28 protein-coding genes and 1 pseudogene are annotated in these 23298 nt (G+C 62.5%); 11 read left to right on the forward strand and 18 right to left on the reverse strand.

The genetic code is table 11. From position 1 onward, the window contains the following. Positions 1–52: 52 nt before the first annotated feature. The gene (gene hutH / locus NKI17_RS29885; protein ID WP_352571517.1) at positions 53–1588 is read right to left on the reverse strand and encodes a histidine ammonia-lyase; all 1536 of its coding nucleotides are present in this window, start codon (positions 1586–1588) and stop codon (positions 53–55) included. Continuing rightward, positions 1585–2820, reverse strand: coding sequence for an imidazolonepropionase (gene hutI / locus NKI17_RS29890; protein ID WP_352907167.1), 1236 nt, complete (start codon positions 2818–2820; stop codon positions 1585–1587). Before hutI ends, hutH begins: the two co-directional genes overlap by 4 nt. A 98-nt stretch (positions 2821–2918) precedes the next feature. On the opposite strand from hutI, the gene NKI17_RS29895 reads away from it, so the two are divergent. Together NKI17_RS29895 and hutC are read left to right on the forward strand one after the other, a co-directional pair. Continuing rightward, positions 2919–4271, forward strand: a complete 1353-nt coding sequence (locus NKI17_RS29895; RefSeq protein ID WP_352724511.1) for a formimidoylglutamate deiminase — start codon at positions 2919–2921, stop codon at positions 4269–4271. Next, entirely contained in the window at positions 4268–5029 is a 762-nt protein-coding gene (gene hutC, locus NKI17_RS29900; RefSeq protein WP_352724510.1) for a histidine utilization transcriptional repressor HutC, read from the forward strand. The genes NKI17_RS29895 and hutC overlap by 4 nt, the downstream gene beginning before the upstream one ends. A gap of 170 nt (positions 5030–5199) precedes the next feature. Here the strand turns inward: hutC and NKI17_RS29905 are convergent, their stop codons facing one another. Then, positions 5200–5544, reverse strand: a complete 345-nt coding sequence (locus tag NKI17_RS29905) for a RidA family protein (RefSeq protein WP_352724509.1) — start codon at positions 5542–5544, stop codon at positions 5200–5202. Positions 5545–5756: 212 nt separating this feature from the next. Here NKI17_RS29905 and aztA point away from each other — a divergent pair, with 212 nt between their 5' ends. The 4 genes from aztA (at position 5757) to NKI17_RS29925 (ending at position 8869) form a co-directional block, all read left to right on the forward strand. Then, a complete protein-coding gene (gene aztA / locus NKI17_RS29910; RefSeq protein ID WP_352724508.1) occupies positions 5757–6569 on the forward strand; it encodes a zinc ABC transporter ATP-binding protein AztA in 813 nt (270 codons plus the stop codon). Next, the gene (gene aztB, locus NKI17_RS29915) at positions 6569–7444 is read left to right on the forward strand and encodes a zinc ABC transporter permease AztB (protein ID WP_023674413.1); all 876 of its coding nucleotides are present in this window, start codon (positions 6569–6571) and stop codon (positions 7442–7444) included. Before aztA ends, aztB begins: the two co-directional genes overlap by 1 nt. Positions 7445–7466: 22 nt before the next feature. Then, positions 7467–8408, forward strand: a complete 942-nt coding sequence (gene aztC / locus NKI17_RS29920; protein WP_352724507.1) for a zinc ABC transporter substrate-binding protein AztC — start codon at positions 7467–7469, stop codon at positions 8406–8408. Positions 8409–8530: 122 nt separating this feature from the next. Continuing rightward, positions 8531–8869: a protein tyrosine phosphatase family protein gene (locus NKI17_RS29925; protein WP_023674411.1), complete on the forward strand. Its 339-nt coding sequence runs from the start codon at positions 8531–8533 to the stop codon at positions 8867–8869. A gap of 16 nt (positions 8870–8885) precedes the next feature. Here NKI17_RS29925 and NKI17_RS29930 read toward each other — a convergent pair whose 3' ends face one another. Continuing rightward, positions 8886–9212, reverse strand: coding sequence for a hypothetical protein (locus NKI17_RS29930; protein WP_352724506.1), 327 nt, complete (start codon positions 9210–9212; stop codon positions 8886–8888). A gap of 9 nt (positions 9213–9221) precedes the next feature. After that, positions 9222–9689 (reverse strand): Lrp/AsnC family transcriptional regulator, encoded by a 468-nt coding sequence (locus NKI17_RS29935; protein WP_023674409.1) that lies wholly within the window; start codon positions 9687–9689, stop codon positions 9222–9224. A gap of 139 nt (positions 9690–9828) precedes the next feature. Between NKI17_RS29935 and hppD the strand changes: the two genes are divergently transcribed. After that, positions 9829–10941: a 4-hydroxyphenylpyruvate dioxygenase gene (hppD, locus tag NKI17_RS29940; protein WP_352569813.1), complete on the forward strand. Its 1113-nt coding sequence runs from the start codon at positions 9829–9831 to the stop codon at positions 10939–10941. 51 nt (positions 10942–10992) lie between these two features. Further along, the gene (locus tag NKI17_RS29945) at positions 10993–11217 is read left to right on the forward strand and encodes a type II toxin-antitoxin system Phd/YefM family antitoxin (RefSeq protein ID WP_352724505.1); all 225 of its coding nucleotides are present in this window, start codon (positions 10993–10995) and stop codon (positions 11215–11217) included. A gap of 19 nt (positions 11218–11236) precedes the next feature. On the opposite strand, the gene NKI17_RS29950 is transcribed toward NKI17_RS29945, so the two are convergent. The 7 genes and pseudogenes from NKI17_RS29950 to hmgA all read right to left on the reverse strand — a co-directional run bounded on the left by NKI17_RS29950 (position 11237) and on the right by hmgA (position 15979). Next, a complete protein-coding gene (locus NKI17_RS29950; protein WP_352457131.1) occupies positions 11237–11548 on the reverse strand; it encodes a BrnA antitoxin family protein in 312 nt (103 codons plus the stop codon). Further along, positions 11535–11793 (reverse strand): annotated as a pseudogene (locus NKI17_RS29955) (BrnT family toxin). The gene NKI17_RS29950 and the pseudogene NKI17_RS29955 overlap by 14 nt, the downstream one beginning before the upstream one ends. A gap of 50 nt (positions 11794–11843) precedes the next feature. After that, a complete protein-coding gene (locus tag NKI17_RS29960; protein WP_352724504.1) occupies positions 11844–12392 on the reverse strand; it encodes a DinB family protein in 549 nt (182 codons plus the stop codon). Positions 12393–12396: 4 nt separating this feature from the next. Next, positions 12397–12690, reverse strand: a complete 294-nt coding sequence (locus tag NKI17_RS29965; RefSeq protein ID WP_352593145.1) for a hypothetical protein — start codon at positions 12688–12690, stop codon at positions 12397–12399. 4 nt (positions 12691–12694) lie between these two features. Then, positions 12695–13708 (reverse strand): fumarylacetoacetate hydrolase family protein, encoded by a 1014-nt coding sequence (locus NKI17_RS29970; protein ID WP_352593142.1) that lies wholly within the window; start codon positions 13706–13708, stop codon positions 12695–12697. Continuing rightward, on the reverse strand, positions 13705–14655 hold the full coding sequence (locus NKI17_RS29975) for an MBL fold metallo-hydrolase (RefSeq protein WP_352624205.1): 951 nt from the start codon (positions 14653–14655) through the stop codon (positions 13705–13707). Before NKI17_RS29975 ends, NKI17_RS29970 begins: the two co-directional genes overlap by 4 nt. Positions 14656–14665: 10 nt before the next feature. Next, positions 14666–15979, reverse strand: coding sequence for a homogentisate 1,2-dioxygenase (gene hmgA / locus NKI17_RS29980; protein ID WP_352755977.1), 1314 nt, complete (start codon positions 15977–15979; stop codon positions 14666–14668). Between the two features lie 154 nt (positions 15980–16133). On the opposite strand from hmgA, the gene NKI17_RS29985 reads away from it, so the two are divergent. Further along, positions 16134–16571, forward strand: coding sequence for a MarR family winged helix-turn-helix transcriptional regulator (locus NKI17_RS29985; protein ID WP_352907181.1), 438 nt, complete (start codon positions 16134–16136; stop codon positions 16569–16571). Between the two features lie 30 nt (positions 16572–16601). On the opposite strand, the gene NKI17_RS29990 is transcribed toward NKI17_RS29985, so the two are convergent. The 4 genes from NKI17_RS29990 to NKI17_RS30005 are packed head-to-tail and all read right to left on the reverse strand — an operon-like array spanning position 16602 to position 19729. Further along, on the reverse strand, positions 16602–17225 hold the full coding sequence (locus tag NKI17_RS29990) for a DUF4304 domain-containing protein (RefSeq protein ID WP_352755975.1): 624 nt from the start codon (positions 17223–17225) through the stop codon (positions 16602–16604). Positions 17226–17257: 32 nt separating this feature from the next. Further along, positions 17258–18292 (reverse strand): L-threonine 3-dehydrogenase, encoded by a 1035-nt coding sequence (tdh, locus tag NKI17_RS29995; RefSeq protein ID WP_352593130.1) that lies wholly within the window; start codon positions 18290–18292, stop codon positions 17258–17260. Positions 18293–18326: 34 nt separating this feature from the next. Then, complete coding sequence (locus NKI17_RS30000) at positions 18327–18545, reverse strand: hypothetical protein (RefSeq protein WP_352593127.1); 219 nt, start codon at positions 18543–18545, stop codon at positions 18327–18329. Further along, a complete protein-coding gene (locus NKI17_RS30005) occupies positions 18542–19729 on the reverse strand; it encodes a glycine C-acetyltransferase (RefSeq protein WP_352786319.1) in 1188 nt (395 codons plus the stop codon). The genes NKI17_RS30000 and NKI17_RS30005 overlap by 4 nt, the downstream gene beginning before the upstream one ends. Positions 19730–19994: 265 nt before the next feature. Here NKI17_RS30005 and NKI17_RS30010 point away from each other — a divergent pair, with 265 nt between their 5' ends. After that, positions 19995–22067 carry a putative bifunctional diguanylate cyclase/phosphodiesterase gene (locus NKI17_RS30010; RefSeq protein WP_352645895.1) on the forward strand — a complete coding sequence of 691 codons (2073 nt, stop codon included), beginning with the start codon at positions 19995–19997 and terminating at the stop codon, positions 22065–22067. 5 nt (positions 22068–22072) lie between these two features. Here NKI17_RS30010 and NKI17_RS30015 read toward each other — a convergent pair whose 3' ends face one another. Beyond that, on the reverse strand, positions 22073–22315 hold the full coding sequence (locus NKI17_RS30015; protein WP_352593119.1) for a type II toxin-antitoxin system Phd/YefM family antitoxin: 243 nt from the start codon (positions 22313–22315) through the stop codon (positions 22073–22075). 20 nt (positions 22316–22335) lie between these two features. Beyond that, positions 22336–22764, reverse strand: coding sequence for a MarR family winged helix-turn-helix transcriptional regulator (locus NKI17_RS30020; RefSeq protein ID WP_023674397.1), 429 nt, complete (start codon positions 22762–22764; stop codon positions 22336–22338). A gap of 117 nt (positions 22765–22881) precedes the next feature. Here NKI17_RS30020 and NKI17_RS30025 point away from each other — a divergent pair, with 117 nt between their 5' ends. After that, positions 22882–23289 carry a hypothetical protein gene (locus tag NKI17_RS30025; RefSeq protein ID WP_352624197.1) on the forward strand — a complete coding sequence of 136 codons (408 nt, stop codon included), beginning with the start codon at positions 22882–22884 and terminating at the stop codon, positions 23287–23289. Positions 23290–23298: the final 9 nt, after the last annotated feature.

Raw genomic sequence — 23298 nt, forward strand, 5'->3', positions numbered from 1 at the left:
CGGCAGGACAGAGGGGGGCGCGACAGAACGCGACCTGTCACGGCACACCGCCTCATGACGCAACGCCCGGCAGTTTCACCGCACCCGCAGCCTTCACCGCCGCGCCGCTGCGTATCATGGCGATGGCCTTCTCCATGTCGGGGTGGAAGTGCCGGTCGTTGTCGAGATGCGGCACCTCTGCCCTGACCAGCCGGCGCACCGCCTCCAGTGCCGCGCTCGAGGCCAGCGGTGCGTGGAAATCGCAGCCTTGCGCGGCGGCCAGTAATTCGATGCCGATGACGGCCGTCGCATTCTCGACCATGCCGATGAGGCGGCGCGCGCCATGCGCCGCCATCGAGACGTGGTCTTCCTGGTTGGCCGAGGTCGGGATCGAATCGACGCTGGCCGGATAGGCCTTTTGCTTGTTTTCAGAAACCAGTGCTGCCGCCGTGACCTGAGGGATCATGAAACCGGAATTCAGACCCGGCTTGGGCGTGAGGAAGGCCGGCATGCCCGACAGCGCCGGATCGACCAGCATGGCGATGCGCCGCTCCGACAGCGAGCCGATCTCGCAGACGGCGAGTGCGATCATGTCGGCGGCGAAGGCGACCGGCTCGGCATGGAAATTGCCGCCCGAAAGTGCGGAGTCGTCCTCGGCAAAGATCAGCGGATTGTCGGTGACGCCGTTGGCCTCGGTGCCGAGCGTCTCGGCGGCCTTGCGGAGCACGTCGAGTGCTGCGCCCATCACCTGCGGCTGGCAGCGCAGGCAATACGGATCCTGCACGCGCTCGTCGCCGACGCGGTGCGATTCACGGATGGCGCTGCCGGCCATCAAATTGCGCAACGCCTCGGCCGTCTCGATCTGGCCGCGATGTTTCCTGAGCAGATGGATGCGTGGATCGAACGGAGCGTCGGAGCCCTTGGCGGCATCGGTCGACAGCGCGCCGGCGACCAGTGCCGACTGGTAGAGCACTTCCGCCTCGAACAAAGCGGCAAGCGCATAGGCGGTCGAAAACTGGGTGCCGTTGAGCAGCGCCAGGCCTTCCTTGGCGCCCAGTGTCACCGGCTCCAACCCATGCGAAACGAAGGCGACCTTGGCGGGAAAGCGGCCATGCGGGGTAAAGCACTCGCCGACGCCGATCATCACGGCGGTCATGTGCGACAGCGGCGCAAGGTCGCCGGAAGCGCCGACCGAGCCTTGCGCCGGCACCACGGGGATAACGTCGTTGGCCAGCATCGCCTCGATCAGCTCGATCGTCCGCGGCCGCACGCCGGAGGCGCCCTGTGCCAGGCTGGCCAGCTTCAGCGCCATCATCAGCCGGCAGATTGCGACGGGCATCGGCTCGCCGACGCCGGCGGCATGAGACAGCACGATGTTTCGCTGCAACGTTTCCAGATCGGCGGCGGGGATGCGGACGCTGGCCAGCTTGCCGAAGCCGGTATTGATGCCATAGACCGGCTCGCCCTTGGCAACGATCCTGGCGACGGCCTCGGCGCTGGCCTTGATCTTCGGCCGGCAGGCATCGTCGAGCCTCAGTGCGGCGCCGCGATAGATGGCGCGCCAATCGGCCAGCGTGGCATTGCCCGGCCTTAGCTTGAGTTCGGTCATTGTCCCCTCCAGATGCGGGCATGCAGCGGGTTGAAGCCCATGCGGTAGACGAGTTCGGCCGGGCGCTCGACGTTCCAGATCGCCAGATCGGCGGATTTTCCGGCCTCCAGCGTACCGGTCTGTCCAAGCAGCCCGAGCGCGCGGGCAGCCTCGCGGGTAACGCCGGCAAGGCATTCATCGACGGTCAGGCCGAACAACGTCGCGGCCATGTTCATGGTCAGCAGCAGCGAGGTCAGCGGCGACGTGCCGGGATTGTTATCGGTGGCAACGGCCATCCTGACGCCATGCTGGCGAAACAAGGCGATCGGCGGCTTCTTGGTCTCGCGGATGAAGTAGTAGGCGCCGGGCAGGATGGTCGCCACGGTTCCTGCCTTCGCCATCGCCGCCGCACCCGCCTCGTCGGTGTATTCGAGGTGGTCGGCCGATAGCGCACCATAGCGCGCCGCAAGTTCGGCGCCGTGCAGATTGGACAGCTGGTCCGCATGGAGCTTGACCGGCAGGCCCGCCGCCTTCGCGGCATCGAACACGCGGGCGATCTGCTCCGGCCAAAAGGCAATGCCTTCGCAAAACCCGTCGACGGCATCGGCCAGGCCCTCGGCAGCGACGGCCGGCAAAATCTGCTTTGCAACAAGATCGATAAAGGCGTCCTTGTCACCTTTTGCTTCGGGCGGCAGCGCATGAGCGCCGAGGAAAGTGGTCCTGACTGTCACCGGCCGCTCACCGCCCAGCCGTCGTGCGGCGCGCAGCGACTTCTTCTCGTTTTCGAGGTCGAGACCGTAGCCGGATTTAATCTCGACGGTGGTGACGCCTTCGGCAATCAGCGCATCGAGGCGCGGCAGCGACTGGCCGACCAGTTCGTCCTCGCTCGCCGCGCGCAACGCCTTGACCGACGAGACGATGCCGCCGCCGGCCTTGGCAACCTCCTCATAGCTGGCGCCGGCCAGCCGCATCTCGAATTCATTGGCACGGTTGCCGGCGTGGACCAGATGGGTGTGGCAGTCGATCAGGCCGGGCGTAATCCAGCGGCCTTCGCAGTCGGTCGCCTCGGCGCCCTCGCGGAGAGCCGCCGGCATGTCGACTTCCGGCCCGGCATAGACGATCCGGCCGTTGCGCACGGCGACCGCACCGTGCTCGACGACGCCTGACCCGGCGCTGCTTTCGGCCATGGTCGCGAGGCGCGCATTGCGCCAGAGGCGAAGCTCTCCTGCCCGGCTTTTGCTCTCTGCAGCCATCATCTTTTCCGTTTCAATAGGTGACGATTATGTATATACATATGAAAAGGCACTGCAAGCGCTATCATCGCACGGCAGACCGGGATTTGGAGAAAAACGTGACAGCAATCTTTGCGGAACAGGCGCTTCTGCCCGACGGCTGGCACAGCAATGTGCGGATCGTCATCTCCGACGGCAGGATCGCCACGGTCAAGGCGAATACCTCGCTCCTGCCTGGCGACGAGCGCCGTGCCATCCTGCTATCAGGGATGCCGAACCTGCACAGCCATGCCTTCCAGCGCGGCATGGCCGGCCTTGCCGAATTGCGCGGCCCTTCCGCCGACAGTTTCTGGAGCTGGCGCGAGGTGATGTACCGTTTCGCGCTGTCGATGACGCCGGACCAGGTCGAGGCGGTCGCGGCCCAGCTCTATGTCGAGATGCTGGAGGCCGGGTTCTCGCGCGTCGGCGAGTTTCACTATCTCCACCACGACCGCGACGGCCGGCCCTATGCCAACATCGCCGAGATGGCGGAGCGCATTGTTGCTGCAGCGTCCGAGACAGGCATCGGGCTGACTTTGCTGCCGGTGTTCTACGCGCATTCCTCTTTCGGCGGCGCTGCGCCAAATGACGGCCAGCGCCGGTTCATCAACGATGTGAACCAGTTCTCGCGGCTTGTTGAGAAATGCCGCGAATCCATTCGCGCGCTGAATCAAGGCGTCGTGGGCGTCGCCCCGCACAGCCTGCGTGCCGTGACACCGGAGGAACTGGAAAACATCACGGTGATGGCGCCGGAGGGGCCTATCCACATCCACATCGCCGAGCAGATGAAGGAGGTCGAGGATTGTCTTGCCTGGTCCGAGGCGCGGCCGGTCGAATGGCTGCTTGCCAACGCCAAGGTCGACCGGCGCTGGTGTCTCATCCACGCCACCCACATGACCGAGACCGAGACGACCGATTTGGCGAAAAGCGGCGCCGTTGCCGGCCTCTGCCCGATCACCGAGGCCAATCTCGGCGACGGCACCTTTGCCGCGTCCTTGTTCATGCAGCATGGCGGCCGCTTCGGCATCGGCTCGGATTCGAACGTACTGATCGGCGTGCCGGACGAGTTGCGGCAGCTCGAATATTCGCAGCGCCTCGCCCACCGCGCCCGCAACGTGCTGGCGGTGGCCGGTGGCTCGACCGGCCGTGCTTTGTTCGATGCAGCGCTCGATGGTGGCAGTGCCGCGTTGGGCGCCGGCCACTCGCAGATCGCAGCAGGTGCCTCGGCCGATTTCGTCTCGCTCGACGGCAAGCATCCATCGCTGGCCGGCAAGACGGGCGATGCAATCCTTGATGCCTGGATTTTTGCCAACGGCACCAAGGTCGATTGCGTCTGGGTGCATGGCAAGAAACTGGTCAGCGGCGGCATGCATGCCAGGCGCGATGCCATCGCCGAGCGGTTCCGCAAGGTGATGACAGCGCTTTCGGCATGAGCATGCTCGGGACAATAAGCGCGGATTCTGGAAGCGCGGACGGCGGCGAGGTTCTTTCGCTGCACCAGCGCATCCTGTCGGACATCAGCGAACGGATCCTGTCGGGTGCCTGGGCGCCCGGCCACCGCATTCCGTTCGAGCATGAACTGACGGCCGAATACAATTGTTCGCGCATGACAGTGAACAAGGCGCTGTCGCAACTGGCCAAGGCCGGGCTGATCGAGCGCCGGCGTCGCTCCGGCAGTTTTGTCCGCCGGCCGCAGTCACAGGCAGCCGTTCTCGAAATCCACGACATCCGGATCGAGGTCGAGGCACTTGGCCTGCCCTACCGCTATGAGCGCATAGCGCGAAACAGAAGGCGCAGCAGCGCCGACGACCGCGCCCTGCTGGAACTCGACGTCGCCGGGCCGGTGCTGGTGCTGGAATGCCGGCATTTCGCCGGCAAGCGGCCGTTCGCCCACGAGCAGCGGCTGATCAACCTGGCTGCCGTGCCGGAGGCCGCCGAAGAGGCGTTTTTCGACACCGCGCCCGGTCCGTGGCTGATCGGCCGTGTGCCGTGGAGTGCGGCCGAGCATCGCATCCGCGCGGTTGCCGCCGAAAAGCACGTAGCGGCGGCACTCGACATCGCGACGGGCGCGCCGTCCCTGGTGATCGAGCGGCGGACATGGAGCGCCGAGCACCCCGTCACCCATGTCCGCTTCACCTATGCGGCCGAGAGCCACACGCTAGTGGCGCGGTTCACGCCGTCGCAGGGGTAAACCCTCCCCCTTGAGGGGAGGGTCGCGGAGCAAATTGCCGCATGGCGGCATTTTGTGACGCGGGGTGGGGTCGGTGCGACCTCGCCGACCCCACCCCGTCTCGCAGTCTCCGCTTCGCTTCGACTACTCGCCGACCCTCCCCTCGAGGGGGAGGGTAAAGAGCCGCATTCTCAAACCGCCGCGGTAACAATAATCTCGACCAGATATTCTGGTCCGGCAAGCTTGGCTTCGCCGGTGGCGCGGGCCGGCGTGTTGCCCTGCGGTACCCATTTGTCCCACTCCGCGTTCATCTCGGCAAAGGTGCTCATGTCGGCCAGCCAGATGATCGCCTGCAGGATCTTGGTTTTGTCGGTGCCGGCCTTGGCCAGCAATTCGTCGATCGCCGCCAGAATGTCCCTGGTCTGGGCACCGACGTTTCCGCCCGGCTTCCCGACCTGACCGGCCAGATAGACGGTGTTGCCGTGGATGACGATCTGGCTCATGCGCGGGCCTACATCGATACGACGAATGCTCATTGGATATTCCTTCTCTTCTTGTCGGTGCGCCTGTTTAGGGGCCGGGTTCGCCGGGGGCAAGGCCGCTCGAGCGGAACTTCTTGAGCCAAGCCAAAGCAGACAAGATGACGGCCCGGCCGCAATTCCGCCCGATTGGCTTGTTGACTAATGTAATAACATCACATATCGAATCCGCCCCTGCAGCGCCGATCATCGCCCCCTTGGATCGTCACATGAGCCAAACCTGCCTGACCTTCCGCGACCTCACGCTGGGCTACAATAGCCATCCTGCGGTCCACCACCTCAATGGTACGATCCGCAAGGGATCGCTGACGGCGGTGGTCGGCGCCAACGGCTCCGGCAAGTCGACGCTGATGAAGGGCATTGTCGGCGTCCTGAAGCCGATGGCCGGCGCGGTGATCCGGGCGCCCGGCGTACGCGCCGCCTATCTGCCGCAGCAATCGGAACTCGACCGCTCCTTTCCGGCCCGGGTCGTCGACCTGGTTTCGCTTGGTCTGTGGCCGCGGCGCGGCATGCTCGGCCGTTATACGAGGGAAGATCGCGTCTCGGTCAGCGAGGCGCTGATGGCCGTCGGCCTCGGCGGCTTCGAAAAGCGCCCGATCGACACGTTGTCGGGCGGCCAGCTGCAGCGCACGCTGTTTGCCCGCGTGCTGTTGCAGGATGCCGAGCTCATCCTGCTCGACGAGCCGTTCAACGCCGTCGATGCCAAGACGGTCGGTGACCTGATCGCGCTGATCAAGCGCTGGCACGGCGAGGAACGCACGATCATGGTTGTGGTCCACGATCTCGATCTGGTGCGGCAGAATTTCCCCGAAACACTGCTGCTGGCGCGCCAGCCGATCGCCTGGGGAGAGACCAGGGAGACGCTGCGGCCGGAGAATTTGTTGCGCGCGCGCCGCTTCCACGAAGCCTGGGAGGACAACGCGCCATGGTGTGAGCCCGGCGAGCATGATCACCAGCACGGTGGCCACGAGCACGGCCATGACCACGACCATTATCACGGCTCCGGGCCGAGGACGGCATGATGGACGTGCTTTACGGTCTTTTCGTCGCTCCTTTCGCCGACTACGCCTTCATGCAGCGGGCGCTCGCCGGTTCGATGATGCTGTCGCTCGGCGCCTGCCCGGTCGGCGTGTTCCTGATGCTGCGGCGCATGAGCCTGTCCGGCGACGCCATGGCGCATGCCATCCTGCCCGGTGCTGCCGCCGGCTTCCTGTTCTATGGCCTGGAGATCCTGCCGATGACTATCGGCGGACTGATCGCCGGCATCATCGTGGCGCTCGGCGCCGGCGCCGTCTCGCGCTTCACCATTCAGCGCGAGGACGCCTCGATGGCGGCCTTCTATCTGATTTCGCTGGCCATCGGCGTGCTCATGGTATCGATCCGCGGTTCCAGCGTCGATCTCATGCATGTGCTCTTCGGCACCGTGCTGGCGCTCAACAACGAGGCGCTGACGCTGATCGGCGGCATCGTCGTGGTGACGCTGGTCAGCCTCGCCATCTTCTGGCGGGCGCTGGTCGCCGAATGCCTCGACCCTTTGTTCCTGCGCTCGGTCAGCCGGATGGGCAGCCCGGTGCATTTCATCTTTCTCGGCCTCGTCGTGCTCAATCTCGTCGGCGGCTTCCAGGCGCTCGGCACCTTGCTGTCGGTCGGGCTGATGATGCTGCCGGCGGCGGCGGCCCGCTTCTGGACCTCGCGCGTCGAGCCGATGTGCGTGTTGGCCACAGTGATCGGCTTTGCCTCCTGCATTGCCGGGCTGCTGTTGTCCTACCATGCGTCGCTGCCCTCCGGCCCGGCCATCATCCTGTCCGCCGGCGTCGTCTATTTCGCCTCGATCCTGTTCGGCACGCGCGGCATCCTGCGTGCCCGCATCGTTCATCACCGCCACAGAACTGCCTGATCCCAACAAGGAGAACCTGTCCATGCTGAAATCGATCCGCGCCGCTTTGGCCGTGAGCGTTATAACATTAACCGCCTTTGGCGCATCTTCGGCCTTCGCAGAGCCGTTGAAAGTGGTCGCCAGCTTCACGATCATCGCCGATTTCGCCAAGAATGTCGGCGGCGACCGCATCGATCTGACCACCATCGTCGGGCCGGACGGCGACGCCCACGTCTACGAGCCGAGCCCCGCCGATGCGGTGGCGATGGCCAAGGCCGACATCGTGCTGGTCAACGGCCTGCATTTCGAAGGTTTTCTGCAGCGCCTGGTCGACGCCAGCGCCACCAAGGCGACTGTCGCCGTGCTGACCAAGGGGGTCACGCCGATCAATTTCAAACCCGAATTCGCCGAGGCCGATGTCGCCGAAGGCGCGGAAACCGATGGCGGCAAGACGGTCACCGATCCGCATGCCTTCCAGTCGATCGCCAATGCCAAGATCTATGTGAAGAACATCGCCGACGCCTTTTGCACGGCCGACGCTGCGGGTTGCGACAGCTACAAGGCCAATGCAGCCGCCTATACGCAAAAGCTCGAGGCGGTTGAGGGCGAAGTGCAGGCGGCGATCCAGTCGATCCCGCAGGAGAAGCGCGTCGTCATCACCTCGCATGACGCCTTCGGCTATTTCGAGCAGGCCTACGGCTTGACGTTCCTGGCCCCGGAAGGCGTGTCGACCGAGTCGGAGCCCTCCGCTGCCGACGTCGCCAAGCTGGTCAGCCAGGTGAAACAGGACAAGGCGGCGGCGATCTTCGTCGAGAACATCACCAACCCGCGGCTGATCGAGCAGATCGCCAGCGAGACCGGCATCAAGGTGGGCGGCACGCTCTATTCCGATGCGTTGTCGCAGCCCGACGGCCCGGCCGCGACCTATATCGATCTGATGCACAACAACATCGCCCAGATCAAAGGCGCGATCCTCGGCAGCTGAGCTGTCTAGTCACTCCATCCGGTCGGGCTGAAATTGCCCGGCCGGATTTCTGTCTAATGGCGGTTGCCGACCGGGTCAGGGAGTGGCAAGACTGCCGCTAACCAGATTGCGAGGACACCGCCATGGAATACCGTCAGATCAGCGAGGACTATTCGGTCTCGGGCCAGATCCAGCCCGAGGATGTCGCGACCATCAAGGCCGCCGGCTTCAAAAGCGTGATCTGCAACCGGCCGGACGATGAGCAGCCCGGCCAGCCATCGGCCGACACCGTCAAAGCGGCGGTCGAGGGCGCCGGGCTCGCCTTCCGCTACATCCCGGTCATCAGCGGCCAGATCACGGCCGAGAATGTCGAGGACCAGGCCGAGGCGCTTGACGAACTCGAAGGCCCGGTCTTCGCTTACTGCCGGTCCGGCGCCCGCTGCACTAATCTTTATGGGCTGATCCAGCAGTCGAAGGGGTGAGAGGCGTTCCGATGATTTAGTGATGCCGCCGTCTGGCTATGACCCGCCGCAGCCAGAAGAAAGCGACAAGCAAAGCGACATATAGCGCAAGATCGACGAGCGGAACCGTAGCGACCAAAAGTACGATGAAGCCCGCAAGACATATCGGAAAGCCGACACCGCACCACCAGCGCGCCTTCGGATGAGTGAGTTCGACCCAGCCATAGAGCCACGAAGGCCAGGGATTGATGATGCGCAACTCCCAAGCCTTCGGTTCATGCGCGGCGTGGATCAGACTACCAATCGTGAACGGCACAATCCCCACTAGAAACAGCACGATGCCGGCGATCTGAAAGTTCGACATGATTTACACTCAAATCGGCAGCGCGCCGGTCTCCTTCAACGTCTCCAGCACGATCGCCGTCTTCACATGCTGCACGGATTCGTGCGGCAGCAACACGCCGTTGACGAATTCCGACAGCGACTTCAGGTCCGGCGTCACCACTTTCAATATATAATCCATCTCGCCGGTCAGCGCGTGCGCTTCCTGCACTTGCGGCAGCCGCGCCACCAATTCGCCGAAGCGCCGCGCATTGTCGCGGTTGTGGGTGGCGAGCGTCACCGAGATGACATTGACCAGGGAAAAACCGAGCTTGTCGCGGTCGAGCACCGCCCGGTAGCCCTTGATATAGCCGTCCTCCTCCAGCCGCTGGCGACGACGCGAGCACTGCGACGCGGACAGGTTCACCCGTTCCGACAGATCGTTGTTGGTCAGCCGTGCATCGCCCTGCAACAGAGCCATTATCTTGCGGTCAAACTGGTCGATGCGCGCCTCATCCATGAATTTCGGGTCCGCAGTGCACAACTCGCGCATGATCAGACCATTTCAAGCGTTTGAATGCAAGCAATTTGCACTCGCTCCGCGCTATAATTGGGTTCAGATGGCCGACGCGGCCAGTTCCAGATTTCGGAGCAATGCCATGGGTCCCTTCCCGCACGACGCACCGCCCGCCAAGATCAGCAAAACCAATCCCGCCGGCACCGACGGCTTCGAGTTCGTCGAATTCGCGCATGCCGAGCCGGAAAAGCTCGCCGAACTGTTCACCCGCATGGGCTATGTGCCGGTGGCCAAGCACCGCAGCAAGGACATCACCGTCTGGCGGCAGGGCGACATCAACTATGTCGTCAATGCCGAACCCGGCTCGCATGCCATGAAATTCGTCGACAAGCACGGCCCTTGCGCCGCCTCGATGGCGTGGCGGGTGGTCGATGCAAGGCATGCCTTCGATCACGCGGTGGCCAAGGGCGCGACGCCCTATGAAGGCAACGACAAGACGCTCGATGTGCCGGCGATCGTCGGTATCGGCGGATCGCTGCTCTATTTCATCGAAACTTACGGCGAGAAGGGCTCGGCTTACGACGCCGAGTTCGACTGGCTGGGCGAGCGCGACCCCAGGCCGGAAGGCGTCGGCTTCTATTATCTCGACCACCTGACCCACAATGTCTATCGCGGCCAGATGGACAAATGGTGGGATTTCTACCGAGACCTGTTCGGCTTCAAGCAGATCCATTTCTTCGACATCGACGGCAAGATCACCGGCCTGGTCAGCCGCGCCATCACCTCGCCCTGCGGCAAGATCCGCATTCCGCTGAACGAGTCCAAGGACGAGACCAGCCAGATCGCCGAATATCTGAAGAAGTATAATGGCGAGGGCATCCAGCACATCGCCGTCGGCACCGACGACATCTACGGTGCCACCGACAGGCTGGCCGCCAACGGCCTGAAGTTCATGCCGGGCCCGCCCGAGACCTATTACGACATGTCTTATGCCCGCGTGAACGGCCACGAAGAGCCGATCGAGCGCATGAAGAAGCACGGTATCCTGATCGACGGCGAAGGCGTGGTCGACGGCGGCACGACCAAGATCCTGCTGCAGATCTTTTCCAAGACGGTGATCGGCCCGATCTTCTTCGAATTCATCCAGAGGAAGGGCGACGAAGGTTTTGGCGAGGGCAATTTCCGCGCTTTGTTCGAATCGATCGAGCAGGACCAGATCAAGCGCGGCGTGCTGAAGGTGCAGGCGGCGGAGTAAGGCTGCACCGGACTTCTTGCGATTCGGTCAGTAGTAGCTCAGACTTTGGCCATGAACATTCCTATCGCAGAGGCCAAGGCAAGACTGTCGGAACTCGTCAGCCGCGCGGAAGCTGGCGAAGAGATTGTGATTACCCGTCGCGGCAAGGTTGCGGCGCGCCTCGTGCCGCTAGCCGTGCCCGAGTCCCTGCCTCGTGTCGGCGCCATGAAGGGCAAAATCAGGATTGCCGACGATTTTGACGAACTCGGTCCCGAATGGGACGGGTATGCCAAATGACGCTGTCACAGGCAAACGTCTATTTGGCGAGGCCGGCGGCTTTGCGCAGAATCTCGTTGATGCGGCTCTGCCAGCCGGGGCCGCCGGCACGAAAGCGGGCGACTACGTCACTGTCGAGACGGAGTGTTACCTGCTTCTTCGGATTATCGAGAGCCGGCCGGCCGCGCGAACGGCGAATGCTTTCGGCAAGCTCAGGGAACGCTTCGGCGAAAGGACGAGCGTTTCGAAAATCCTCCTCTGTCCATTCCGGATTCTCCGAAACGGCTTCCCAGTCTTCTTTGCTGTAGCCGCGACCAGCTTCGAACTCGGTGCGCACCTTACGCTTTGCCATTGAACAATCTCCTTTCCGCGGGACTTGCCGGGCGCATCGAAATTTTCGAGATGCCCTCGGAACCGAGCCGGGCAAACACGACCGCAACGATGCCATCGATGATCCGGCCAATTGCCATGGAGACGACCGGCCTTGGCAGTGCGGATTGTCGAGGCAAGAAAAAACTCGTCATCAAGCGCCGCAAAATCCAAGCCGTGCTTGTCAATGTTGGCCAACCGTTTCGGTTCGTCCCAAACGATCTTCATCAGAATTTATGTACCTACAATAATTAAGTCAATAATTTTCGTAACTACAACTAATTGCGACCTTCGAGCACCAACCTCTCGACCTCGGCTTTCCTGAGTTTCAGATCATAATCGAGGAAGAACTCGTCGAGTTGCGGCGGCTTCACCGAGGTGCCGGACAGCATCGCGTGCACCTGGCCGCGATGATGGATGTCGTGGATGAAGAGATGGGCGAGCAGATCGCCGATCCGTTCCGGTATCATGCCGTCCTCGCGCCGGTCGGTGAGAACGCGGCGCTCGAGATCGTCGGCCGACAGGCGGTCGCAAAAGGCGATCAGCCGCCGGTCGGCCGCGACCTGGGCAACAAACAGTGCCTCGGGATCATTGAAGGGCACGAAGCCATCATAGGCGGCAGCGCCGACACGGCCCTCTTCGAGAAAACCGAGATAGAGATGATCGACCGCCAGGATGTGGTTGAGCGTTGCCTTGATCGATGGGAAGAAGCTTATCCTTTCAGCCTCGAATTCGCCGGGCTCAAGCTGCAGCACGGCACGATAGAGCCGGTCGTTGGACCACAGATTGTTGCGCGCCATGCGGCGGAAATGGTTCAGCAGGTCCATGACTTCACGGCGCGACCCGGAATAGCGACACACCCGCCCATAGAAGCGCAAACCCAGCCAAAACAATCAGCAGCAGCCCGATCATGCGCCGCCGCATGCCTTGCGTTTCCTCGTCCAGCGCGACATTCGTGTTGGTGACGGTGTGAAACATCATCGCCTTGCGCGGAAAGCCGCTGCGGTTGGTCAGGCCGGGCGAGCGCGCCTCGATGCGGTAGCTCAGCCTGATTGCCTGGATGAAGATCGCCAGCATGGCAAGAGCCCAGGCACCGCACAGCAGATAGAACGTCTCGCCTGTCATTCTCTTACCCCTCGTACTTCTCGACCTTCTGCTCGATGGCGCCGAAGATCGAATGCCCACCCCGGTCCTTCATCTCGATACGCACGCTATCGCCAAAGCGCAGGAACGGCGTTTTCGGTTCGCCGGTTTCGATGGTCTCGATCATACGCAGCTCGGCGATGCAGGAATAGCCGGCGCCGCCCGCCGAGACAGGCTTGCCCGGCCCGCCGTCGAGCTTGTTGGAGACGGTGCCCGAACCGATAATGGTGCCGGCGGCCAGCGGCCGCGTTTTTGCGGCATGGACAATCAGCGCCGGAAAATCGAAGGTCATGTCGATGCCGGCGTTCGCCCGGCCGAACGGTTTGCCGTTGAGATCGACCAGCAGCGGCAGGCTGACCTTGCCGCCGTCCCAGGCATCGCCCAGCTCGTCCGGCGTCACCGCAACCGGCGAAAAGGCCGATGACGGTTTCGACTGGTAGAAGCCGAACCCCTTGGCGAGCTCGGGTCCGGTCAGGCCGCGCAGCGTTACATCGTTGACCAGCATGACCAGCCGGATCGCCGCCCGCGCCTGGTCGAGGCCTGCACCCATCGGCACGTCGTCGACGATGACGGCGACCTCTCCTTCCATGTCGATGCCAAGGGTCTCGTCGGTCATGCGGATTGGGTCGCGCGGTGCGAGGAAAGCGTCCGAGCCGCCCTGGTAGATCAGCGGATCGGTCCAGAAGCTTGCCGGCATCTCGGCGCCGCGCGCCTTCCGCACCAGCTCGACGTGGTTCACATAGGCCGAGCCGTCGGCCCATTGATAGGCGCGCGGCAGCGGCGAATGGGCGTCATGCTCGTGAAAGCGGGCAGACGGCACCGCATTATTCTCGAGCGATTCGGCCATCGCAGCGAGATGCGGCGCGATCCGATGCCAGTCGTCGAGCGCGGCCTGCAGCGTCCGCACCAGGAACGAAGCATCGGTAAACCGCGTCAGGTCGCGCGAGACGACGACGAGCTTTCCGTCGCGCGTCCCGTCCTTCAATGTGGCAAGCTTCATGCGGTTTCCTCTCCTGGCGCAGCTTTGGCGCTGCTTTGATTTTTTGTTCTACGCATGATCTCTTCCGAAAACCGGTTCCACTTTTCGGGATCATGCTCCAGCCCCACAACAAGGCCGTCGCGGGCGATCGTCAAGTCGCCGGCCCATGTTTTCCTCACGGCGGCAATCCAGTCGGCCTCGCCGATCTCGGGATCGTCGGCGGGAATGAGATGGTTGAGGACCAGTCTGTTGACGCCTGCATCGGTGGCGATGCGACCCGCTTCCTCGGCAAAGCTGTGGCTGGCAAGCAGGTGTTCCCTCAGCCTTGCGCCGTTGCCGGTCTTCGCGACCAGCCGCTCGATACCCTCTTCCAGCATGGCCTCGTGGACCAGGACGTCGGCGCCCTCGGCGAAATCCGCCAATGGCGGAAAGAACGCCGTATCCGACGAAAAGACGATGCCTTGCCCCGCATGATCGAAGCGCAGCGCAAAGCAATCCGTCACCGGCGGGTGGTCGACACGCAGCGCCGATATTTTGAGACCGCGCTCCCCGACCACGTGGCCTTCACCAAACTCGACGATCGAGACCAGGTCGCGGATATCCGGCCCGCCTTCATCGGCGATGCGGATCTCGATGTCGAATTCCATTGCCTGGCAAAAGCGCTGCCAATAATGGCCGATGCCGGGCGGGCCGAATAAAGTGACGGGCGCCGCCAGGCCGGCGGTCCAGGCGGTGTGGATGAGAGGTCCGAGTTCCAGAACATGGTCGGAGTGCAAATGCGTGATGAAGATCAGGTCGAGCGCCTTCAGGCTGATGCCGGCATCGGTCAGCCCGCGCGTTACGCCGAGCCCGCAATCGACGACGATGGTGCGGCCGCCAATCTCCAGCAGCGACGAACTCGGCCACGGGCCGCCCGGCCGGAGCGCCGGGCCACCCTTCGAACCCAGAAGCACCAGACGATCCGTCATGCGACGGCGCTCAAGACCAGTCGCCCTCTGGCGTGCCGTTGAAGCGCTTCTTCAGGCCGGCCCAGCAGTCGATGTAGTTGTCCTGCCGGGTTTCGAGCTCGGCGCCATAGCGGGTCACCATCTGCGGAAAGCGTGTTTCGAACATGAAGGCCATGGTGTTGTCGAGCTTGACCGGTTTCAGCTCCGCTCGCGAGGCTTTTTCGAAGCCAGACGCATCGGGTCCGTGAGCCAGCATCATGTTGTGCAGGCTGATGCCGCCGGGCACGAAGCCCTCTTCCTTGGCATCGTACTGACCATGAATCAGGCCCATGAACTCACTCATGATGTTGCGGTGATACCAGGGCGGCCGGAAAGTGTTTTCCGCCACAAGCCAGCGCGGCGGGAAGATGACGAAATCGATATTGGCGGTGCCTTCCTCGCCGCTCGGCGCGGTCAGCACGGTGAAGATCGATGGATCGGGGTGGTCGAACAGGATCGCGCCGACCGGCGAAAAGGTCGCAAGATCATATTTGTAGGGCGAATAATTGCCGTGCCACGCCACCACATCCAGCGGCGAATGGTCGATCTCGGTGACATGGAACTGGCCACACCATTTCGCGATCAGCCGGCACGGTGTCTCCTTGTCCTCGAACCCGGCACAGGGCGTCTTGAAATCGCGCGGATTGGCCAGGCAGTTGGCGCCGATCGGGCCGCGATCCGGCAGCGTCAGCTTGGCGCCGTAATTCTCGCAGACATAGCCGCGCACTTGCGGATCCACCAGTTCGACCTTGAACACCAGACCGCGCGGCAGCACGGCGATCTCGCCCGGCCTGAGTTCGATGACCCCCATCTCGGTGACGAAGCGCAAGGCTCCAACCTGGGGCACGACCAGCAACTCGCCGTCGGCGTTGAAGAAATGATCGTCGACCATCGAACGGTTGGCGACATAGACGTGTGCCGCCATGCCGGTCTGGCCGAGCACGTCGCCGGCGGTGGTGATCGAGCGCATGCCGGCAATGAAATCGGTCGGCTCCTTCGGCATCGGCACCGGGCTCCAGCGATACTGGCCGAGTGCGAGCTGATGGTCGCCGACGTTCGGCGCGCTTTTCCAAAGCGGATAATTCGCCGCTTTGAAGCGACCGGTGTGCCTCACGCTCGGCCTTATCCGATAAAGCCAGGAGCGCTCATTGGTGCCGCGCGGCGCGGTGAATGGAGAGCCCGAAAGCTGCTCGGCATAGAGGCCGTAGGCCGGCCGCTGCGGCGAGTTTCGGCCTTGCGGCAGCGAGCCCGGCAAAGTCTCGGTCTCGAAGTCATTGCCGAAACCCGGCATGTAGGAATAGGCCATGGAATCCTCCCGAATTCATGGTCTCGGAGCATCGTTTGCGCATCCGCAAAGATGCTCCAAGTTGACCATATCGGTTTCATTTGTAACCATTGAAAATGTAACCATCAACGGTGATTTCGGCATGAGCCGCCAGCATGCTCAGTCAGGGCCAACTATGGAAATCCTCGAACTGGAATCCTTCCTACCTTACCGGCTTTACCGGCTTGCCGATGCCGTCAGCCGCGAGTTCTCAAGAATATACAAGGACCGCCACGGCCTGACACGGCCCGAATGGCGCACGCTTGCGGGACTTGGACAGCACGGCACGATGACGGCGACGGCGCTCGGCGAGCAATCGGCCATGCACAAGACCAAGGTTTCGCGCGCGGTCGCCGAACTCGAGCGGCGGCGCTGGCTGACCCGCACGCCAGACGAGAAAGACCGTCGCGTCGAGCATCTGACGCTGACCAAAGCGGGGCTTGCCGCCTATCGCGAAATGGTGCCGCTGGCGAAGGCGTTCGAGCGGGAGCTGCTGGAGAGGCTTGGTGCGGAAGAGCGGGCGGCGATTGTCAGTGGGGTAGCGGCGCTGGAGGCAAAACTTACCCTGCGTTGAAATCCTCTATAGGTTCGACCGTCGCAGAAATCAGATGGCTACCGCGGCAGGCAACGCTCCTAAACCGTAATAGGCGCGTTCGGCTTCAATGATGCCTTTGACATGGCTTCGAAATTCTACCGGATCATCGATGTAGGCCAGGAGCGCCTGTGCCTGCGAAGCCGCGTGTCTTCGAACGCTTTCAAACAGCCGCCTTGCCGTTTCAAAGTCACCAGCCAAGCCGGCCGCCACCCCGGCGTGGAAAGCTGCCCATTCGCCGTACGCACCAAGCTGCAATTCATTCACGAGGGTCGCGGCTGTCGCCTGCACGGAAGGGAACATCGATCGATGAATCTGATCAATTTCGAGTACCTTCCTCGCCATTTGACCGACCAGTGGCACAAACTGTGCGGAGTTCTGGAACTCAACGAACCCGCCGACGCGTTCAGAACGATCGAAGGTCAGTGTTTGCGGAAGCGAATCCCAAAGCCAGTGGACAGCCACGTTCAGGTAAGTGCCTTTGGACCAAGAGCTGGGCTGAAATTCGACTACACTCAGCCAGAAGCCACGATCAGCGATCCAGACACGTGACTGCCCCTTTCGCCGAAATCCGGCCGGCTGCAGTACGGTCTTTGCTTCCGAAGCAATGATACGTCCGTGCTCGTTCTCCGCCATTTTGTCCCCCAAAGTGCAGGCAGTGAGCTGGCCTACCAATCCATCACCACCTTGCCGGAATTGCCGCTCTTCATCGCTTCGAAACCGGAAATGTAATCGTCGATGCCGATCCGGTGCGTGATTAGCCCCGACACATCGAGCGGGCCCTGCACCAGGGCGATCATCTTATACCAGGTCTCGAACATCTCGCGGCCGTAGATGCCCTTCAGATGCAGCATCTTGAAGATGACCTTATTCCAGTCGATCTCGAAGCCGGTCGGCGCAATGCCGAGAATGGCGATCTTGCCGCCATTGTTCATAGTGTCGATCATGTCGCGGAAGGCAGGCGCAGCGCCCGACATTTCAAGGCCGACGTCAAAACCCTCGGTCATGCCGAGCGCCGGCATCACGTCGCGCAGCTTCTCCTTCGATGCGTCAACGACATGCTGGACGCCGAGCTTTTTTGCCAGTGCCAGGCGCACCGGGTTGATGTCGGTGATGACCACTTTTCGCGCGCCGACGCACTGCGCCACCAGCGCGCCCATGATGCCGATCGGCCCGGCGCCGGTGACCAGCACGTCCTCGCCGACGAGATCGAAGGACAATGCGGTGTGAACCGCATTGCCTAAGGGATCGAAGATCGCCGCGATCTCGTCCGGCACGTCGTCGGGGATCGGCACGACATTGTGCTGTGGAATCGCCAGGTATTCGCCAAAGGCGCCCGGCCGGTTGACGCCGACGCCGAGCGTGTTGCGGCACAGATGCCCCCTGCCCGCCCGGCAGTTGCGGCAATGGCCGCAGACGATATGGCCTTCGCCGGAGACACGCTGGCCAACCTTGTATTCGGTCACCGCCGTGCCGAAATCGGCGACGGTTCCGACAAATTCGTGGCCGGTAACCATCGGCACCGGCACGGTCTTTTGCGCCCACTGGTCCCAATTGTAGATGTGGACGTCGGTGCCGCAGATCGCGGTCTTCCTGATCTTGATCAGCACGTCGTTGGGGCCGATCTCGGGCACCGGCACTTCTTCCATCCAGATGCCCGGCTCGGCCTTGGCCTTGACCAGGGCCTTCATCATGTTTGACATTCTTGAATCCTCGATCTAGCCAGCGATTTCTGAGCTAACTGCGGAAGTCCGTGAACACATCCACTTCAAATTTTGGCCCTTCTTTGCCTTGCAATTTTTCGAGGGCACAGACCGAATGCAGGAAGAAATACTGCATTGGCGGATCGTCTTCGGTGGTCCAAAGATTGCGAACTGAAACTTCGATGGCCTGTCTATCGGTCGTTTCAATGACCTCGCCGCAAAACCAGCACGACTTAGGGTAACCTTCAGTCATTTCAGCACGCCCAATTCCCTTCCCACATCCGAAAACGCCTCAACCGCACGGTCAATGTCCGCGCTGGAATGGGCGGCTGACATCTGCGTGCGAATGCGCGCCTGGCCCTTCGGCACCACGGGGAAGGAGAAGCCGATGACATAGATGCCGCGCTTCAGCATCCGCGCCGCCATCTCCTGCGCCAGCGTCGCGTCGCCCAGCATCACCGGGATGATCGGATGGTCGGCGCCGGCCAGTGTAAAGCCGAGCCTGCCCATCTCGGAGCGAAACCGCGCTGCGTTGGCATATAGGCGCTGACGCAACGCGTCGCCATTGCGGACCAGTTCGAACACCCGAATCGAGGCGCCGGCGATCGCCGGCATCAGCGTGTTGGAAAACAGATAGGGCCGCGAGCGCTGGCGCAGCCAGTCGACTACCTGCTTCCTGCCCGAAGTGTAGCCGCCCGACGCGCCGCCCAATGCCTTGCCCAGCGTGCCGGTGATGATGTCCACCCTGCCCTCGACGCCGCAATGTTCGGCCGAGCCGCGGCCATTCCTGCCGACGAAACCAACTGCATGGCTGTCGTCGACCATGACCATCGCATCATATTTGTCGGCGAGGTCGCAGACGCCCTTCAGATTGGCGATGATGCCATCCATCGAGAACACGCCGTCGGTGGCGATCAGCCGGAACCGGCAGTCGCTCGCCTCTTTCAACCGCGCCTCCAGATCGGCCATGTCGTTGTTGGCGTAGCGGAAGCGCTTTGCCTTCGACAGCCGTACCCCGTCGATGATCGAGGCGTGGTTCAGTGCGTCGGAGATGACCGCATCCTCCTCGCCGAGCAGCGTCTCGAACAGGCCGCCATTGGCGTCGAAGCAGGAGCCGTAGAGGATCGTATCCTCCATGCCGAGGAAGTCAGAAATGGTCGCCTCGAGCTGCTTGTGTTCTTCCTGCGTGCCGCAGATGAAGCGCACCGACGCCATGCCGTAGCCGTAACGGTCGAGCGCCTGCTTGGCCGCCTCGCGCAGTTCGGCGCTGTCGGCGAGGCCGAGATAATTATTGGCGCAGAAATTCAGCACCTTCTCGCCGCCGACCTCGATCTCGGCCGATTGGGTCGAGGTTATCACCCGTTCGGATTTGTAAAGGCCGGCCGATTTCAGTCCTTCAAGCTCGCTGTCGATGTGGGAAAGGAATGCTTCGGTCATGATCAGGCCCTGTTGAGATCGACGAGGACTGTCGCGCCGCGCGGACGAAAAATCCATCGCAAAAGCGACCGCTTCGGTGGCGGCAATGGCACGGCAGAGGCCACGATGTTCAAATGCGGAGGCGCCGCGAAAGATTGCAATAACCACTTTGCGGGTTTCCCGCCGCGGCCGCCGCCGCCGGCCTGTTGCCGTCCCAAACCTGTTAACACTTTGGAGCCAAAGGTTATCGCACAAGAATTCGTTGGCGAGAGGGCCGCCTCAGAAAATGTCACAGCAGCCGGTGCACGCCGTTTCGGGCAGGCTCATACTCCTGATCAAATCCGGCTACTGGCTGGCTCTGCTGATCATCGCCGCCATGGTCGTGGCCTCCTTCATCCTGCTGCAACAGGTGATGTCTACCCAACGGCACAATCAGGCGCTGCTCGATATCGTCAGCACACAGAAAGCCCTGTCGCAGCGCATCGTCTTCCTCGCCGGCGCGACAGGCAGCGCCTCACGCGACCAGCAGCCGGCCCTGGTTAGCGCGCTCAAGCAAGCGACGGTGGAGTTCGAGAAGAACTACGATCTGCTGCTCGAACGGACCGCCGCCGATCCGGCGTCGCCGGCAAGGTTCGATCCGAAATCGATCGAGAGCGTGCTTTTCGCCAAGCCGTACCATCTCGACTATTTCTCGGTCGGGCTTATCGCCAACGGCGAACGCCTGATCTCGTCATTCGAATCGCGGCTCAACATGGCCGGCAATGGTGGCTACAAAGGCGGAGAGGAGCGCGTCAACCTGAACGCTTCCGTTGCCAACGCAACTTTGTCGGGCTATGCCGCACTTGGCCAGCGCATCAGCGCCTTTGCAGACCAGCGATCCGAAACACTTCTCGATCTTAACCGCACATTGTTCTACTCGACCATCGGCGTCATCGTGCTGGTGGCGCTTTTCATTTTCAGGCCAATGTCGAATGCCATCCTGCGCCGGACGCGCGAGCTGGTCGATGCGCGCAATTCCATGGCCTTTATCGCCGTGCATGACGGGCTGACCGGCCTGCACAACCGCACCTTCCTGACCGAGCATTTCGATACGCTGATCAATGCCGCGCAGCGACGGCGTGAACGGGTTGCCGTGGTGCAGTTCGATCTCGACCGGTTCAAGCAGATCAACGACACGTTCGGCCACGCCGCCGGCGATTATGTGCTGGTGGCGGCTGCGCAGCGCATGCGTGATTCGTGCCGTACGTCGGATCTCAACGTGCGGCTCGGCGGCGATGAATTCGTCATGATTCTCAACGGCGCCGGCAGCACCGAGAACATCGATACCGTCGCCCGGCGCATCCTGACCAAGCTCAACAAGCCGATCGTCTTTCGAGGCACGACAATTCATCCGGGCGTAAGTGCCGGGATTGCGGTCTACCCTGTCGACGCCGACAATGCGCAGGATCTGCTCGTCCATGCCGATCTGGCGCTGTATTCCGCCAAGAAGCAGGGCGGCGGCAGCTTGTCGTTCTTCTCCGAGGAGCTGAGGCACGAACTCGATTATCGCAAGCAGCTCGAGCTCGACATCAGGACCGCCATCTCGGAGAAGGCGTTCGAAGTCTATTTCCAGCCGCAAGTCTCGCTGTCGGACGGCGGCATCAGCGGCATCGAGGCTCTGGTTCGCTGGAGACATGCCGAGCGCGGCATGATCGCGCCGGGCGAGTTCATTCCGATCGCGGAAAAATGCGGTCTCATGCCCGAGATCGGCCGCATCGTCATTGCCACGGCGATCGACGAAGCAGCCGAATGGAACCGCGCAGGCATCGCCTTCGGCCGGATCGCGGTCAACGTGTCGGGTTCGGAGCTGCGCGAGACAGATTTCGAAGTCTTCCTGTTCGACATGCTGGAGAGGGCTGGCCTGCCAGCGCACAAACTATCGCTGGAGATCGTCGAATCCGTCATCCTCGACGACGAGAAGACCGGTATCGCGGCAAAGCTGCGGCACATTCGCGCCGCCGGCATCCATCTTGAGCTCGATGATTTCGGCACCGGCTACGCATCGCTCAGCCATGTCAATCCAAACGAGATCGATCGGCTGAAGATCGACCGCCGTTTCGTCCAGAACATCAACGAGAACAGCGGCAACACCAAGATCGTGCGTGCCCTCACAGAACTCGCCCGCGGTCTCGGCATCTCGATCGTTGCCGAGGGCGCTGAAACCGAAGCCGAGCTCGACTCGCTGATGGCGATCGGCTGCGACCAGGTGCAGGGCTATTCCATCGCTTTCCCGATGCCGCCGGACAGCGTGCGCGAATGGCTGGTGGCGCGAACGCCCAAGAAGGCCAGGCTGACGGTGCTGCAGGGCTGCCGGGCGTAGATCCGTCATGGTTCGGCCTTGCGAACCGACCTGATCTGCCGAGGCGGAAGGTCATCCTCATCACCGGGAAATCCTGCCAGCAATTGTCCAAAGCTGGGCACACGCGCCAGTCTTTCGTAGTCCTGAAACGACAAAATGACCGCCTGCTTGCGGCCGTGCCGGGTGATGATGGCCGGTTCTCCCGCGACGACCGGATCGAGCAGCGCCGAGAGTGTAGCCCCGGCATCCTTCAGCGAAATTTCGCGCATGGCGTTTCCTATCCTAATTTCTAACCCTCGACATTGGCCCGTAGCGCGGCCAGCACCTGTGCAAACTCTGCCAGCCTGTCGTCGGACAGTCCTTTCCGCAGCCGCTTGTCGAAGGCTAACGCGGCGGTGCGCAATTTCAGGAACAGCGCTTCTCCGGCTTGGGTCAGCTCCACCTGGTGAACCCGGCGGTTCTCGGGATCGCGGCGGCGCATCAGCAGGCCTTGCGTCTCCATGGCGTTGAGGTGGTGGGTCAGCGTTGCGCCCCGGATGCCGATCATGCCGGCGAGCTCGCGTTGGTTGGCCAGCTCCCGCGACTTGACCGACAGCAACGTGACCCAGACCGGCAGCGTGCCGCCTGCCTCGACCAAGGCAGCGTCGAAAGCCTGCGCAACCAGCTTGGCGGTGCGCGCGAGATTCATCCCGATCGGCGGGCGGTCAAAGGGCGTCATGATCCGACACTAGAACAAGGGCAAAGCCTATGGAACCGGCTCGAGCTTATGCGTTGACATCTAATCATTTGATATCTATCAATATGACTAGCGGTGGGCAAGAGAGGAAATGCGGTCATGCAATATGCCTACATCATCGTCCTCGGCCTTCACGTCATGGCGGGCGTGTTCTGGGCCGGCACCACCATCGCGGTCGCCCGCGAACCGGAGATCAGAGCGGAACGTTTCTTCCGGCCGCAAATGGGCGCAGCCGGCGTGGTTTTCCTCACGGGCTTGCTGCTGTGGTATTTCTTCCACAACGGCTCTTTCGGCTCGATGGAGAAGGTCTTGGCGCTGGGCATCTTGACGGCGTTAATCGCCGCCGGGGTTCAGGGCGCGCTGGTGGGTTCCGCCAGCAGGCAGTTGGCCGGCGCTGATGCGGCGAAGCAAACCCAATTGCGCGCCAAGATGACAAAAGGCGAACGCATCGCTGGCGGCCTGCTGGTCATCACCGTGTTCTGCATGGCCACCGCCAGGATGTTTTGAGCGTCCTGC

It is taken from the genome of Mesorhizobium sp. M0816 (assembly GCF_040320005.1).
Taxonomy (GTDB): domain Bacteria; phylum Pseudomonadota; class Alphaproteobacteria; order Rhizobiales; family Rhizobiaceae; genus Mesorhizobium.

Bases quoted from the DNA above. Each gene is read 5' to 3' on its own strand.
- hutH (WP_352571517.1), bottom strand. From the start codon at position 1,588: ATGACCGAACTCAAGCTAAGGCCGGGCAATGCCACGCTGGCCGATTGG.
- hutI (WP_352907167.1), bottom strand. From the start codon at position 2,820: ATGGCTGCAGAGAGCAAAAGCCGGGCAGGAGAGCTTCGCCTCTGGCGC.
- hutC (WP_352724510.1), top strand. From the start codon at position 4,268: ATGAGCATGCTCGGGACAATAAGCGCGGATTCTGGAAGCGCGGACGGC.
- NKI17_RS29905 (WP_352724509.1), bottom strand. From the start codon at position 5,544: ATGAGCATTCGTCGTATCGATGTAGGCCCGCGCATGAGCCAGATCGTC.
- aztA (WP_352724508.1), top strand. From the start codon at position 5,757: ATGAGCCAAACCTGCCTGACCTTCCGCGACCTCACGCTGGGCTACAAT.
- aztB (WP_023674413.1), top strand. From the start codon at position 6,569: ATGGACGTGCTTTACGGTCTTTTCGTCGCTCCTTTCGCCGACTACGCC.
- aztC (WP_352724507.1), top strand. From the start codon at position 7,467: ATGCTGAAATCGATCCGCGCCGCTTTGGCCGTGAGCGTTATAACATTA.
- NKI17_RS29925 (WP_023674411.1), top strand. From the start codon at position 8,531: ATGGAATACCGTCAGATCAGCGAGGACTATTCGGTCTCGGGCCAGATC.
- NKI17_RS29930 (WP_352724506.1), bottom strand. From the start codon at position 9,212: ATGTCGAACTTTCAGATCGCCGGCATCGTGCTGTTTCTAGTGGGGATT.
- NKI17_RS29935 (WP_023674409.1), bottom strand. From the start codon at position 9,689: ATGGATGAGGCGCGCATCGACCAGTTTGACCGCAAGATAATGGCTCTG.
- hppD (WP_352569813.1), top strand. From the start codon at position 9,829: ATGGGTCCCTTCCCGCACGACGCACCGCCCGCCAAGATCAGCAAAACC.
- NKI17_RS29945 (WP_352724505.1), top strand. From the start codon at position 10,993: ATGAACATTCCTATCGCAGAGGCCAAGGCAAGACTGTCGGAACTCGTC.
- NKI17_RS29950 (WP_352457131.1), bottom strand. From the start codon at position 11,548: ATGGCAAAGCGTAAGGTGCGCACCGAGTTCGAAGCTGGTCGCGGCTAC.
- NKI17_RS29960 (WP_352724504.1), bottom strand. From the start codon at position 12,392: ATGGACCTGCTGAACCATTTCCGCCGCATGGCGCGCAACAATCTGTGG.
- NKI17_RS29965 (WP_352593145.1), bottom strand. From the start codon at position 12,690: ATGACAGGCGAGACGTTCTATCTGCTGTGCGGTGCCTGGGCTCTTGCC.
- NKI17_RS29970 (WP_352593142.1), bottom strand. From the start codon at position 13,708: ATGAAGCTTGCCACATTGAAGGACGGGACGCGCGACGGAAAGCTCGTC.
- NKI17_RS29975 (WP_352624205.1), bottom strand. From the start codon at position 14,655: ATGACGGATCGTCTGGTGCTTCTGGGTTCGAAGGGTGGCCCGGCGCTC.
- hmgA (WP_352755977.1), bottom strand. From the start codon at position 15,979: ATGGCCTATTCCTACATGCCGGGTTTCGGCAATGACTTCGAGACCGAG.
- NKI17_RS29985 (WP_352907181.1), top strand. From the start codon at position 16,134: ATGGAAATCCTCGAACTGGAATCCTTCCTACCTTACCGGCTTTACCGG.
- NKI17_RS29990 (WP_352755975.1), bottom strand. From the start codon at position 17,225: ATGGCGGAGAACGAGCACGGACGTATCATTGCTTCGGAAGCAAAGACC.
- tdh (WP_352593130.1), bottom strand. From the start codon at position 18,292: ATGTCAAACATGATGAAGGCCCTGGTCAAGGCCAAGGCCGAGCCGGGC.
- NKI17_RS30000 (WP_352593127.1), bottom strand. From the start codon at position 18,545: ATGACTGAAGGTTACCCTAAGTCGTGCTGGTTTTGCGGCGAGGTCATT.
- NKI17_RS30005 (WP_352786319.1), bottom strand. From the start codon at position 19,729: ATGACCGAAGCATTCCTTTCCCACATCGACAGCGAGCTTGAAGGACTG.
- NKI17_RS30010 (WP_352645895.1), top strand. From the start codon at position 19,995: ATGTCACAGCAGCCGGTGCACGCCGTTTCGGGCAGGCTCATACTCCTG.
- NKI17_RS30015 (WP_352593119.1), bottom strand. From the start codon at position 22,315: ATGCGCGAAATTTCGCTGAAGGATGCCGGGGCTACACTCTCGGCGCTG.
- NKI17_RS30020 (WP_023674397.1), bottom strand. From the start codon at position 22,764: ATGACGCCCTTTGACCGCCCGCCGATCGGGATGAATCTCGCGCGCACC.
- NKI17_RS30025 (WP_352624197.1), top strand. From the start codon at position 22,882: ATGCAATATGCCTACATCATCGTCCTCGGCCTTCACGTCATGGCGGGC.